15 protein-coding genes are annotated in these 12,546 nt (G+C 71.2%); 10 read left to right on the top strand and 5 right to left on the bottom strand.

Annotated features, from left to right (window positions below; translation table 11 throughout):
• Window positions 1-83 precede the first annotated feature (83 nt).
• Complete coding sequence (locus tag ACFIF2_RS00295; protein WP_395570359.1) at window positions 84-1,040, top strand: NAD(P)-dependent alcohol dehydrogenase; 957 nt, start codon at window positions 84-86, stop codon at window positions 1,038-1,040.
• Window positions 1,041-1,128: 88 nt separating this feature from the next.
• On the top strand, window positions 1,129-1,971 hold the full coding sequence (locus ACFIF2_RS00290; RefSeq protein WP_395570358.1) for a SigB/SigF/SigG family RNA polymerase sigma factor: 843 nt from the start codon (window positions 1,129-1,131) through the stop codon (window positions 1,969-1,971).
• Here ACFIF2_RS00290 and ACFIF2_RS00285 read toward each other — a convergent pair.
• Window positions 1,965-3,158, bottom strand: a complete 1,194-nt coding sequence (locus tag ACFIF2_RS00285) for a PP2C family protein-serine/threonine phosphatase (RefSeq protein ID WP_395570357.1) — start codon at window positions 3,156-3,158, stop codon at window positions 1,965-1,967. The two genes, ACFIF2_RS00290 and ACFIF2_RS00285, sit on opposite strands and share 7 nt — an antisense overlap.
• Window positions 3,159-3,408: 250 nt before the next feature.
• Between ACFIF2_RS00285 and ACFIF2_RS00280 the strand changes: the two genes are divergently transcribed.
• The 6 genes from ACFIF2_RS00280 (at window position 3,409) to ACFIF2_RS00255 (ending at window position 8,356) form a co-directional block, all read left to right on the top strand.
• The gene (locus ACFIF2_RS00280; protein ID WP_395570356.1) at window positions 3,409-3,858 is read left to right on the top strand and encodes a MarR family winged helix-turn-helix transcriptional regulator; all 450 of its coding nucleotides are present in this window, start codon (window positions 3,409-3,411) and stop codon (window positions 3,856-3,858) included.
• A 245-nt stretch (window positions 3,859-4,103) separates the two neighbouring features.
• Window positions 4,104-4,382, top strand: coding sequence for an RsbRD N-terminal domain-containing protein (locus ACFIF2_RS00275; protein WP_395570355.1), 279 nt, complete (start codon window positions 4,104-4,106; stop codon window positions 4,380-4,382).
• A 7-nt stretch (window positions 4,383-4,389) separates the two neighbouring features.
• The gene (locus ACFIF2_RS00270; protein WP_395570354.1) at window positions 4,390-4,803 is read left to right on the top strand and encodes an STAS domain-containing protein; all 414 of its coding nucleotides are present in this window, start codon (window positions 4,390-4,392) and stop codon (window positions 4,801-4,803) included.
• On the top strand, window positions 4,803-5,249 hold the full coding sequence (locus ACFIF2_RS00265) for an ATP-binding protein (RefSeq protein WP_395570353.1): 447 nt from the start codon (window positions 4,803-4,805) through the stop codon (window positions 5,247-5,249). The genes ACFIF2_RS00270 and ACFIF2_RS00265 overlap by 1 nt, the downstream gene beginning before the upstream one ends.
• 100 nt (window positions 5,250-5,349) lie before the next feature.
• Window positions 5,350-7,164 carry a PP2C family protein-serine/threonine phosphatase gene (locus ACFIF2_RS00260; protein WP_395570352.1) on the top strand — a complete coding sequence of 605 codons (1,815 nt, stop codon included), beginning with the start codon at window positions 5,350-5,352 and terminating at the stop codon, window positions 7,162-7,164.
• A gap of 13 nt (window positions 7,165-7,177) precedes the next feature.
• Entirely contained in the window at window positions 7,178-8,356 is a 1,179-nt protein-coding gene (locus ACFIF2_RS00255) for a PP2C family protein-serine/threonine phosphatase (protein ID WP_395570351.1), read from the top strand.
• Window positions 8,357-8,375: 19 nt separating this feature from the next.
• On the opposite strand, the gene ACFIF2_RS00250 is transcribed toward ACFIF2_RS00255, so the two are convergent.
• Window positions 8,376-8,876: a MarR family winged helix-turn-helix transcriptional regulator gene (locus ACFIF2_RS00250; protein ID WP_395570350.1), complete on the bottom strand. Its 501-nt coding sequence runs from the start codon at window positions 8,874-8,876 to the stop codon at window positions 8,376-8,378.
• Between the two features lie 189 nt (window positions 8,877-9,065).
• Here ACFIF2_RS00250 and ACFIF2_RS00245 point away from each other — a divergent pair, with 189 nt between their 5' ends.
• Both ACFIF2_RS00245 and ACFIF2_RS00240 read left to right on the top strand, forming a co-directional pair.
• On the top strand, window positions 9,066-9,407 hold the full coding sequence (locus ACFIF2_RS00245; protein ID WP_395570349.1) for a hypothetical protein: 342 nt from the start codon (window positions 9,066-9,068) through the stop codon (window positions 9,405-9,407).
• Window positions 9,408-9,736: 329 nt separating this feature from the next.
• The gene (locus ACFIF2_RS00240; protein ID WP_395570348.1) at window positions 9,737-10,213 is read left to right on the top strand and encodes a cation:dicarboxylate symporter family transporter; all 477 of its coding nucleotides are present in this window, start codon (window positions 9,737-9,739) and stop codon (window positions 10,211-10,213) included.
• A 112-nt stretch (window positions 10,214-10,325) separates the two neighbouring features.
• Here ACFIF2_RS00240 and ACFIF2_RS00235 read toward each other — a convergent pair whose 3' ends face one another.
• From ACFIF2_RS00235 to ACFIF2_RS00225, 3 genes are read right to left on the bottom strand one after another with little or no spacing between them, the layout of a single operon-like run.
• The gene (locus ACFIF2_RS00235) at window positions 10,326-11,555 is read right to left on the bottom strand and encodes an MAB_1171c family putative transporter (protein ID WP_395570347.1); all 1,230 of its coding nucleotides are present in this window, start codon (window positions 11,553-11,555) and stop codon (window positions 10,326-10,328) included.
• Window positions 11,546-12,067 carry a hypothetical protein gene (locus ACFIF2_RS00230; protein ID WP_395570346.1) on the bottom strand — a complete coding sequence of 174 codons (522 nt, stop codon included), beginning with the start codon at window positions 12,065-12,067 and terminating at the stop codon, window positions 11,546-11,548. Before ACFIF2_RS00230 ends, ACFIF2_RS00235 begins: the two co-directional genes overlap by 10 nt.
• Window positions 12,048-12,479 (bottom strand): hypothetical protein, encoded by a 432-nt coding sequence (locus ACFIF2_RS00225; protein ID WP_395570345.1) that lies wholly within the window; start codon window positions 12,477-12,479, stop codon window positions 12,048-12,050. Before ACFIF2_RS00225 ends, ACFIF2_RS00230 begins: the two co-directional genes overlap by 20 nt.
• Window positions 12,480-12,546 lie beyond the last annotated feature (67 nt).

Genomic DNA, 12,546 nt, shown 5'->3' with positions numbered 1-12,546 from the left:
GTAGCGGTCGTAAGTGGGGGACCACCCCACTTAATGCCGGGTGGTGCCGCCGTGGCACGACCCGAAACCCGGAGGGACCGCTCATGCGCGCCGTCGAGTACGACCGTTTCGGACCGCCCGAGGTGCTGGGCATCCACGAGGTGCCCACCCCGGTCCCGGGACCCCGGGAGGTGCTCGTGGAAGTGCACGGCGCCAGCGTGGACGCGGGAGAACTGCCCTTCCGCGCCGGCCGGATGCGCGGCATCACCCGTACCAAGTTCCCGCGCCGCGTGGGCGGCGACTTCGCCGGGCGCGTCACGGCGGTGGGCGCCGGGGTACGCGGGTGGCGGGCCGGGGACGCGGTGTGGGGAGTCATGCCACACTTCGCCTTCGGGGCCGTCGCCGACTACGTCGCCGTACCCGAGCAGCGGCTGGCCAGGGCACCCGGGAACCTGAGCCTGCTCGATGCCGCCGCCCTTCCCGTGTCCGGCACCACAGCGCTGACCGCGCTGACCGACAAGGCGCACCTCACCGCCGGTGAACGGCTCCTGGTCCGCGGCGCCACCGGTGGGGTCGGCAGCATCGCCGTGCAACTCGGCAAGGCGTTCGGCGCCGACGTCACCGCTCTCGCCGGGGCCCGCAACCTCGACTGGGTCAGGGAACTCGGTGCCGACACCGCCCTGGACTACCGCACGACCCGGCCGGAGGACCTCGGCCGCTTCGATGTCATCGTCGACCTGGTGGGCACCGATCTCGGCGCGTACCAGGCCCGGCTCGGCCGGCGGGGGCGCATGGTCGCCCTGGCCTTCGACCTGGACCGCATCGTCACGTCCATGCTCGGCGCGGGGCTGCGGGCCGCCGTACGGCCCCGGCGTATCAAGCTCTTCAGCAACAATCCGTCCGCCGACCGCATCGCCGAACTCACCCGGCTCGTCGAGGCGGGGGACATCCGTCCCGTGATCGACACCGTGCTGCCCATGGCCGACATGGCCAAGGCGCACCGCGGGCTGGAGGCGGGGGGCGTGCGGGGGAAGTACGTCATCGACATGGGCCGTTCGTGACTGAGAGTGTATGGATGCGAGGCAGGGGTAACAGTCCGTGCATCATCTGCCCGTGTAGAAAAGATCACTGGAGCGGAGAGTGAGAACCGTGAAGGGATCCCTCGACAGTCACCGCAACCCGCCGCCGGGGCCGGCGTGTATCGCGGGCATGCCGGACCTGGCGGAGATCACCCCGTCCGACGCGCGGGCCCTGTCCAAGCCGCTGTTCGCCCGCCTGGACGCGCTGCAGGAGGGGACCGCGGAGTACTCGTACGTCCGCAACACCCTGGTCGAGCTCAACATGAGCCTCGTGTACTTCGCGGCGCGGCGCTTCCGCTCGCGGACCGAGTCGGTCGAGGACGTCGTCCAGGCCGGCAGTGTCGGACTGATCAAAGCGATCAACCGCTTCGATCCCTCGCGCGGCGTCGAGTTCGCGAGTTTCGCGGTTCCCACCGTCGTGGGCGAGATCAAACGGTTCTTTCGCGACACCACCTGGGCCGTGCACGTTCCGCGCCGGCTCCAGGAGCTGCGTCCGACCCTGCAGAACGCGACCACGGACCTGGAACAGGAGCTCGGCCGCCCGCCGACCGTCCTCGAACTCGCCGCCTACGTGAAGCGGGACCCCGAAGAGGTACTGGACTGCCTCGAAGCCGCTCACAGTCACCACACCGCGTCCCTCGACGCGACCCTCGACGAAACGGAACGTGACGACATCCTGGCCGATCAGGTCGGCTTCGAGGACCACGACCTGGAACTGGTCGAGGAACTGACCGCCCTGCAGCCGGTCATCGCGCGGCTACCGGAACGCGACCGGTTGATCCTCGCCATGCGATTCGGCCGCGAAATGACCCAGCGCGACATCGGCGCCGAACTCGGCATCTCACAGATGCACGTCTCCCGTCTCCTCGCACGGATCCTGAACCGGCTGCGCTCCCACCTGACCGCTCAGTGAGGAACCCCGGCCGGTCTGACCTCCTGGGCGGGCCCGTACCAGTCCAGGCACAGGACCGTGGCGTCGTCCTTCACCTGGCCCTTGCAGGCGTCGGTGACGGCGTTGACCATGGCGCGTACGGCCTCGCGGGGATGCTCCCCGGCGGTGTCCCCGACTAGGCCGGGCAGGTCGACGGTTCCTGCCTGGCGTTCCTGCATCCCGTCGGTGTAGAGCACGAGGCGGTCACCAGGACGCAGGTCGAGGTCCTGCACCTCGTAGGGGGACTGCGCGGGCACGCCGAAGGGGAGGTTGACGTGCAGCGGGACCTCATCGACGACGCCGTCGCGCAGCCGCAGGGGCCAGACGTGGCCGGCGTTCACGAGCTGGGCGCCGGACCCGTCCAGGGCGATGCGCAGGAGTTGGCCGGTGGCGAAGGTGCGGCGGCCGTGATCGAGGATGGCCTGGTGGGTCTGGCGGGCCTGCTCGGCGAGGCCCACCCCGGCGCGGCGGGCACCGCGGGAGGCGTTGACCAAGAGCGTGGCGATGAGCGAGGCGTCGACGTCGTGGCCCATCGCGTCGGTGATGGACAGGTGCAGTGTGTCGTGGTCGAGGCTGTAGTCGTAGGTGTCGCCGGCGATGTCGGAGGCCGGGACCAGAGCGCCGGCGAGGGCGAACTGGGTGGCCTCGCAGGAGGGGGCCGAGGGCAGGAGCTGGCGCTGGATCTCCGCGGCCAGAGTGACCGAACCGGCCCGGTTGCCCCAGTAATAGAGGTCGGTGAACCGGCGGTCCGTCACGATGATGTAAGCCAGCGCGTGCGCGACCTCTTCGACCTGCGTCAGCACGTCGGGCGTCACGTGGTCGAGATAGAGCTCCAGGACCCCGATGGTGTCCCCGCGGTTGCTGACGGGGGCGAGCACGCGGTGTCCCAGTGCGCCCTCCGACGTCCGCACCAGGTTCTGGGTGCGCAGCACCTCGTCGTACACACTGTCGGCCAGGGGGACCTGATCGGCGCCGCGCTCCTGTGGGGTCGCCTTCTCCTCGTTGACCCGCAGCAGGCGACGGCCGACGACATCGACGAACAGGAACGACACGCGACGCGCGTCGAACCGGTCACGCAGATTGCGCGCGATGACGTCGAGGGAGTGCACCGGTGCGGCCTCCTCCGCCGCAGCCAGCGCCTCGGCCAGCCCGATCTGAATACGTTCCACGTCAGCCTCCCTGAGTTAGACGCCCTCCTTCCCGCAGACCGCGTATCCATCACAGCCGTTATGGACGCCTCAGCCGTGTGATCGTCCGACCACTGACCACCGCCGACGGGACCCGGGATTCATCTGAGAAGGACTCGCTACGCGTGATCCGGACGTGTGTGCGGGGAGTCCGTTCCGTCCGGGGCCTGGGATAGTCGCCCGCCGAGCCGGGTAAGCGGAATGGTCACCGGGTCAGGAAAGGAGCACACGGATGTCCTGCACGCCCGAGCCGGCGGACGCCGTGCAGGCCGCCGAGCGCGTGGCAGAGGCCATGATCCAGCTGTGGCGGCAGGCGCACAAGGAGATCGCACCGGAGGTGTCCGATCAGCAGATGCGCACGCTGCTCGTACTGGAGACGGGGCCACGGCACCTCACCTCCCTCGCGGAGCAGATGGGGGTGGGGCCGTCCTCCGCCACGCGGTTGTGCGACCGGCTGGGCCAGCGGGGCCTGCTCGAGCGCGTCAGCGCCGGCCGGCAGGTGAGGATCCAGCTCACTCCGGCCGGTGAGAAGCTGCTGCACGCCACCCGCGAGCACCGGCGCGCGCTGCTGCGGCAGGCGTTAGCCACGGCCGGCACCGACCAGACCGTCCTCCATGACGCCTTGGACCAGTTGTGCGTACTCTTCACGGCCCTGGCGCCCTCTTGTTCGAACGGCCCTTGAGGGCAGGGCAGGGCAACCGGCCGGCCGCCGGGGCGGGGCGGGACCCGAGGGCGGCGCGTCGACCGTGGGTCCGGACGGACTTGGCGGGGGAGGGGCGAGCGAACCCTCAGACAGGTCCGGCGCGCCGTTCATGGCGCTCGTGTGTTGTTCGACTCGCACCCCTCACGCTAACGTTTGTCATGTGACAACAATTGCTTGACGGTCTGCCGCCCGGGGCGGCCCGCCGAGACGGCAGCAAGGGGACGATGCAGGTGGCGCAGGAGCACGGTCCGAGCCTGGAGACCGCGCGCGAGCTGGGCGGCTGCCTGGAACGGCGGCGCGAGCAGATCGCCCAGCGATGGGCGGACCCCGCCCTGTTCCGCACCGTTTTCACCGTCTCCCGCGACGACACGGTCGAGGCGGGCAAGGCCGTGGTGGACGCCCTCGCCGAGGTGGCGCGCTCCGGGCCGGTCTCGCCTACGCCCTGGCCTGCGCCCTCGCCCAGGAGGGCATCGCCTTCGCGGAGCGTCCGGGGACAGGGGTGAACCGGCGATGACGCCGTCCACCCCGGTGAACTCCGTGCCGGTTCTGCCGATCGGAGACATCCTGCTGGTCACCCTGCAGGGCGAGCTGACCGATCACACCGCGCGGCAGCTCCAGGACGACATCGCGCGCCGCGTCGCCGACAGTCCGACACCCGTGAGCGGCGTGGTCGTCGACATCACCGCAGTGGAGATCGTCGACTCCTTCCTCGGCCGGGTCCTGGCCGAGATCGCGGCCGGCACCCGCCTGCTGGCCGCCCGTACCGTCCTGGCCGGCATGCGTCCGGCCGTGGCCATCACCCTGGTCGAACTGGGTCTCGCCCTGCCCGGCCTGGCCACTGCCCTGGACGTCGACAGCGCGCTGTCCCTGCTGGACCGCGCGCCCTCGCCGCAGCGGCCCGGCCGCCAGGAAGGAGGTGCGTGATGCATGCTCCGTCGGCCCGGACCGTTGTGCTCCCCATCGGCTCGGACACGGACCTGCCCCGGGTACGTCAGCAGGTCCGCCAGACCGCGGCGGACCTCGGCTTCGGCCTCGTCGCCCAGACGAAGCTGGTCACCGCTGCCAGCGAACTGGCCCGCAACACCCTGGTGCACGGCGGAGGCGGGCACGCGGAGATCACACCGCTGGACGACGAACACGCCCGCGGCCTGCGGTTGTCGTTCGTCGACTCCGGCCCCGGCATCCGCGACCTCGAAGCGGCGATGACGGACGGCTACACCACCGGCGGGGGCCTCGGCCTGGGACTCAGCGGATCCAAGCGGCTCGTGCGGGAGTTCGTCCTCGACAGCCGCCCCGGAGAGGGCACCACCGTCACCATCACCGACTGGGTCACCACCGGCCCGCCCGCCCGCTCCACGGGTGCGGCATGAGCAGGGTCCTGGGCATCCCGGTACGGGACGTCACCAGGGCCCGGGAGGTCCGCGTGGCCACCGTGGTCGTCCTCGCCCTCACCCTCCCCGACGGACGTCCATGACCACGGCCCCCCAGGTATGGCAGGTCACTTCGGTCACCGACGTGGCCCGCGCCCGCGCCGCCGTCGGCCGGATCACCGCCGACGGCCACAGCCCGGCACGGGAACGGGCCCACTTCCTCACCGCGCTCACCGCACACCTGCGCCGCTGCCTCGGCCAGGGCGGCGGCTGGGAGCTGCTCCTCCACCAGCGGCCGAGCACCGCGACCCGGGAAGGGCGACTCGACGTCCTGCTCCGGCCGGCCGACACCCCCGCGCACACCAGGGACGACGCCCCGCTGCTCAGCTGCCCGCTGCCGGACATGCCCGGCACGGCACAGAACCCGGCGGACACACACCTGCCCGAGGCCCTTCTGCGGGCCGACGAGGACACCGAGGCGCTCGTCAGCCTGCTCCAGGAGCAGGAACACCTCGTCCAGCTGCACCGGCGGGAACTGCACGACACCAACAACGGCGTACTGGCGCTGCACTCCGAGCTGGAGGCCGCCGCCCAGCTCCAGCGTGCCCTGCTGGAGGGAGAGCAGACCGCACGCGCCGAAGCCGAGCGGGCCCGGCGCCTGCTGACGTTCCTCGGTGACGCCAGCGCCGCGATCTCCCTCTCCCTGAACCCCGCGGACGTCCTGCGCCCCCTCACCGACCTGCTGGTGCCCCACTACGCGCAGAATGTCGACGTCTGGCTCGCCGACGAGCGGGACGGCGGCGGACGACCGGCTCGCGGCCATGCCGCCCCCACGGTCACCGCCGCCCTCACCGGGCGCCCTCAACACGCCGGCCCCCGCCCGGCCGGCCTGCCCGGCGTCAGCGACCTCCCGCCCTCCGCCCTGTCACCGCGGCACCCCCTGCTGGCCATCCCGCTCGGCGCGCACCGCCTGCTCGGCGTCCTCACCCTCACCGCGCCCGGCCCGCGGTTCGACCACGACACCGGCATCATGCTGGTCGAACTCGCCCGCCGCGTCGGCGTCGCCCTGGACAACGCCCGCCGCTACGAGCAGTCCCGCGACACGGCCGAAACCTTCCAGCACGCCCAGCTGACCGAGCTGCCCTCCGTCCCCGGCCTGCTCCTGACCGCGCGCTACCTCCCCGCCACCCAGGGGCTCAACATCGGCGGCGACTGGTACGACGCCTTCCTCCAGCCCGACGGAAGCCTGCTCACCGTCATGGGCGACGTCACCGGCCACGGGCTCCAGGCCGCCGTCGTCATGGGCCAACTGCGGACAGCGCTGCGCGCCTACGCCGTCGACGACATCTCCCCGGGCGAGATCCTCACCCGCCTGCACCGCATGCTCCGCCACCTGCAACCCGACCTGTACGCCACCGCGCTCGTCGTCCGGATCCGGCCGGGCACCCACCGGGCGGAGTGGGCCTCGGCCGGCCACCCGCCCGGCATCGTCCGCGAGGGCGACGGCACCGTCCACGTCCTCGACGCCAGACCGGGGGTCATGCTCGGCATCCCCGTCACCCACACCTACGCGGACCACCTCGTCGACCTGCCGCCCGGCTCGACCCTGATGCTCTACACCGACGGCCTGGTCGAACGCCGGTCGGAGGGCATCGACCCCGGTATCGCCCGCCTCACCGGCGCGCTCGCGGCGCTGCGCGCGCCGGAGCTGGAGCAGGACCTGGACGCGGCAGCGGACGCCCTGCTCAGACCCCTGCTGGACGGCACCGATCACGACGACGACGTATGCCTCCTGCTGTGCCACACACCGGCGGCGACCGGCCGGAAACCCGCTCCGCCGGCCCACCGGATCCTCACGACAGACGTTCCCGCCCGTAACAGCACGCCGCGCAGTAGCGTGGAGACCCCCAGGTGAGAAAGCGAATACCGTGAATACCTTTGACCTGCTTGCCTCTGCGGAGGCCCAGTTGCGTGCCGCCGCGCCCCACGCCCTGGTCGCCACCGCGGACCGGCTGCTGGCCGAAGGGGCCGGGGCCCGGGAGACGACCGTGCTGCTGGCCGACTACGGGCTGACCGTGCTCCAGCCGGTCTCCCACCTGCCCCACACCGGCCCCGCGGTCTCCGCCCACGACGGCCCCGCCGGCCGCGCCTTCACCGACCAGAGCCCGGTGGTGGAGGTCCTGCGCGAGAGCGACGACCACCTGGTGCACCTCCCGATCACCGTGCGCGGCGACCGCGTGGGCGTGCTCAGCGTCCGGCTGCCGGCCCGCGCGGCCGACCCGGAGACCGTGCTGCGCCTGGCGGACTTCGCGGCGGCGCTGGGCCACGAGATCAGCACCGCCGACCGCGACACCGACCTCTACCTCCAGGCCCGCCGCACCCGCCGTCTCACCCTCGCCGCCGAGATGCAGTGGGAGCTCCTGCCGGGACGCGGCTGCTCGCGCGCGGAGTACGTCATCGGCGCCCACCTGGAGCCCGCCTACGCCATCGGCGGGGACAACTTCGACTGGTCCACCAGCGCCGACCGGCTGTTGCTGACCGTCACCGACGGCATGGGCCAGGGCATCGACGCCTCACTGCTGACCAGCCTCACCGTGGGCGCCCTGCGCAACGCCCGCCGGGCCGGCATCGGCCTGGCCGACCAGGCCGCCCTCGCCGACCAGGCCGTCTTCGCCCAGTACGGCGGAAAGGCGTACGCCTCGACGCTGCTGGTGGAGTTCGACCTGGCCACCGGCGCGGCCACCGCGGTCGACGCCGGGTCGCCCCAGTTGTTCCGCCAGCGCGACGGCCACACCGAGCACATCGCTCTGGAGGCGCAGCTGCCGCTCGGCATGTTCGAGGAGACCCAGTACACGGAGCAGGCCTTCCACGTCGAGCCCGGTGACCGGCTGATCGCCGTCAGCAGCGGCGTCCACAGCACGCGCTCCACCGCGGGCCACCTCTTCGGCGAGCAGGCACTGCGCCAGATCCTCAGCGCCACCCGCACGACCAAACCGCACGAGACGGCGCGCGCCGTGGTCGCGGGCCTGGTGGAGCACTACGGCAGCAAGAACCTGATGTCCGACGCGGCCGTGGTCTGCCTGGACTGGAACGGCCGCCAGGACTGACGACCTCACCGACCCCGGTTCACGGCGACAGCCTCGGCCTTCCGTCCGCACCCCACCGCGCTCGCGCGAACCCGCGCATGCCCCGGACCAGCGCCTCCCGCGTATCCGTGTCCATGGCGGCGAGCACCGCAGCCAGCGCCTCGGCCCTGCGGTCGGCGACATCCCCGAGAACCTGTATGCCCAGTGCGGTGAGCTCCAGGCGCACCTCGCGCCGGTTGCGCGGGTGAAGCGTCCGTCCCAGCAGACCCGCCGCCTCCAGCCGGTCGCACAGGCGGCTGGCCGCGGGCATCGCCAGCCCTGTCGCCTCCGCCAGAGCCGTCAGATTCATCCCTGGCCCCGCCTGCAGAACGCGTAGTGCCTGCAACTGCTGCGGCGACAACCGCACCAGCGCTCCCTGGGCGGCGACCGCCCACAAGTGCGCGAGGCCGTCCACCGCCTCGGCGATCTCCCGGGCGGCGGCCAGGGCCTCATCGCCCGACTCACCCACCCGGTCGTCCCCGGGACCGCCGAGACGCGTCACGAACACATCACTTTCACTACAGCTTCAGCCCGAACGGAAACGCCCCTCACTCCCACGCGGTACCCGGAGATTCATCGGACAAGCACCGCCCACCGAGCCATCGTAGGATCACACGACACACCGGGGCACTCCGGTCCCGCCACACGGCGGCTGCCGTCGCTCTGGCCGTGACCGCGGGCGGGTGCGGGGGTGACGGCTTCCCCCTGCCGGTGGGACGCGCCGGGACAGAACGCCCGGGTCGGCGACATCATGATCCGGTATGCGCACGTGGCTGAACCTCAGGGCCGGCCGTGGCAGCCGGGTGATGACGTCGCCGCATACGTGTGGCTCTACAACAAGAGCGGCGAAGCCGACAGGCTCGTGGGTGCCGGCACGCCGAACGGGGCATCGGTGGACATCGTCGACTCCGGCGGCGAGCCGCTCGCGGAGGGGGTGCGCCTGCCCGCGAACGAGCTGGTGGAGCTGGAGCCGGCGCGTCTCATCTCATGCTGCGGGACGTGCGCGAGGTGGTCAGAGGCGGCGACTTCATGAAGTTCACCATGCGGTTCGAGAAGGCTGGGCCGGTCACCTTCAGCATTGCGGCGCAGACTCCCGCGTACGACGAAAGTCCTTCCCCGTCCTGACGCCGGGCAAGCCGTGCGGTCAGCGGTGGGGACTACCTCGTCTCACACCAGCATCGGTGCCCGCCTCCATCACCGCCTCGTGCAGCGGCGGCGCGGCCACGTGCAGGAAGCCGATGTCCTTCGCCGGGTGCTCGCGCCTGCGCGTGTCAGGCGGCTTGGTCCCACGCGGCGTGGGAGGTGTCGTCCTCGGACGCCTGTCGGTGTGCGGCTTTCTCGCGGGCGCGGAGGATGGCCCACGTGAGGGCGACCGCGCAGGTCGGTATCGCACTGAAGATGGTGGGCAGGGCGGGCGAGCCGATCATCGCGTCCGTCAACCGGCTGACCGAGGTGGTCTTCAAGGTCCTGTCGTTCGTGATGAAGGCGGCCCCGCTCGCCGCCTTCGGTGCGATGGCGTTCGCGATCGGCAAGTTCGGCCTGTCGACTCTGACCAGTCTCGGCTCCCTGATCCTGCTCTTCTACGTCACCTCGATCCTCTTCGTGGTGGTCGTGCTGGGCACCGTGCTGGCCGCCTACGTGAAGCTCAACATCTTCCAGCTGCTGCGGTACTTCAAGGAGGAACTGCTGCTGGTCCTCGGCACCTCGACGGCCGAGCCGGCGCTGCCGGGACTGATGCGCAAGCTGCAGTTCATGGGGGTCGACCGGCCCACGGTCGGCCTCGTCGTGCCGACCGGGTACGGCTTCAACCTCGACGGCGCGGCGATCTACCTCTCCTGAACGGCTGACGTACCCAGACGTCCCGGGCTGTCTCAAAGTCGCGCCGGCAGCCCGGGCAGCCGCTCCGCGGCGGCCCCCTCACCGTGCGGGGCCCCGGCGTTCGACGCTGACGTCACGGACGTCGAAGCGGGACCCCGGCGATTCGCGACGCACGGATGCCGCACCGTCGGCGCTCAGGGCGTCGACCGTGGCCGTGGCCGTGGCCGGCCCGGTCGAGGGCCGCGGACAGGGCGATGAGGATGCGGGCTTCGGCGCTGACGTCGTTTCCGGTGGGGAGGGCGACCCATACGGCAGGGAGGGCGGTGTGGGGGTCTTCGCGCTCCGGTCTGAGGGCGAGGGCCCTGGTGATGTGCCGGGCGAGCTGGTCCGGGCCGCAGCGGGCCAGGTCGGTGTCGGGCGCCGCCAGCGCGAGGTAGGGGCTCAGACGTACCAGGCCGTCGCGGCACTCGATGAGGCGGCGGTAGAAGCGGGCGTGGGTGTGCCGCAGGCGTAGGCGCTGCCACCGAGGGCGGACCGGTTCGCGGGTCAGGACGAGTTCCGGGTAGGCGGTGACCAGTGCCTGCCAGAGAGGCGCCAGTTGGTCGTGCATGCGGCGGTGGCTGAGGACCGACCGCAGATGGGTGGCCAACTGCACCCCGGCGAACAGCACGATGCCGATCAGTACACAAGCCAGGGCCAGGTCGGTGATCACCAGGTTCACCGTCTCCATCTCCGGGTGCGATCCGGGTACGTCGGTGCGCAGCAGCACCAGGACGACCCGGCCGGCCGCCGTGAGTGCCAGTCCGAACAGGCCGGCCGTCATGGTCCGCAGGCCCCGGGCCAAATGCCGGGAGGCCCGGCGGGCATGGCGCAGCGCCCACAGCCCCGAGACGACGTAGGCGTAGATGAAGAAGAGGTTGCCCGCCAGGTAGAAACAGGCGATGCCGGGCTGTCCGATGTGAGGGCTGGACAGGGTGTGGTCGCGCAGCGCCGGCGGCGTCCCGATCATGCTGATGACGAGGGCCGCCAGAACGCCGACCAGCAGACCGGTGTGCAGTCGCAGCTGCCTGCGGAAGACGGCGGGGGCGCCACGGGTGGAGGCGACGAAGAACAGGATGAGCATGCTCAGGCCGGACATGTAGAGCGCGTTGAAGACGACCTTGCCGACGCCGGCCGGCGTGAACGCCAACATCCGTTCGCGGACCTCGGGGAAGCCGAGGACGTCTCCGGCGGTGAGCAGCAACAGGCAGAGGACGAGGAGGCGCAGCAGCCGGTCGTGCGGGGCACGGATCAGGTCGGCGGCCTTCCACACGGTTCCCATGACGAGCATGGCGGTCACCGCCAGGTGGAGGATCACGTCCATTCCCACCGGGCGCTCAGTGCGGAGCGCAGGGGAGCGAGCGCTGAGTCCTCGGTGGCGCGGGGGGTGGCGTGGCCGATGACCACGGCCCACTCCTGGATGATCGTCGCGACCAGTTCGGCCTCGCGTTCGTAGTCCTCCGCGTAGGAGGCGCGGTGGAACCGCCCGGTGATCAGCTGGGGCGGGTGGTCGAGGCCCGGGAAGAGGACGTCCTCCTCCACCGTCCCGTCGTCCCGGTGATCGGCGAGGATGTGGCCGATCTCGTGCAGGATGATGTGATCCTGGTGCACCCGGGTCGTCCTCCGCTGATAGAAGATGTGGTCCTCGTCCGGGCGGGAGATCCACACGCCGAAAGGGCCGGGCACGGGCAGGTCCCAGGGGATCAACCGGATCGGCTTCCCGCGGTGCCGCCCGAGCCGTAGGCACAACTCCTCCACGCACACGGGCGGCTGGATGTCGAGCCGTCGCAACAGGCGCTTGCAGTAACGGCGCAGCTCACGTTCGCGTATCGCCACGAGTGCTTCCTCGGGTCTGTGCGTCGGGGGCGTCGGTTCCCTGCTGATCGAAGGTGTCGATCATTTTCAGCAGTTGTTCCCGCAGAGCCGGTGTCATCGCTCCCGCCCTCATCGCGATCATCCGTACCTGGTGGCTGGCCAGCCGCTGCCGCAGCAACTCGTCCTCGGGGCTCTCCCGCGCGACCAGGGACTGGACCGTGATCGGCGGTGCCTCTTCTTCACGGTGGTCGTCGAAGAACTTCGCCAGGCCCTCCAGCACACTCAGCGTCGGGTTCGTGTGCGAGCCGTTCCTCAGCATCGCCAGGTAGCTCCGCGACAGCGTCGCCGGGTGGGACGGATCCGCGGTGACCGCCTTGGCCACCTCGGCCGTCGAGTACTCCCGCTGCCGTCCGTGGGCGTCGCGCCATCGCACCGTTGCGAACAACGTGTTCAACCGCTCCGCCAGCGACTGCCGACATCCCCTGTCATCACCTGAAGAC

This window comes from Streptomyces sp. BK79, assembly GCF_044142145.1.
Classification (GTDB): domain Bacteria; phylum Actinomycetota; class Actinomycetes; order Streptomycetales; family Streptomycetaceae; genus Streptomyces.
The sequence above is the reverse complement of the archived record's forward strand: the minus strand, read 5'-3'. Positions and strand labels throughout refer to the sequence as shown.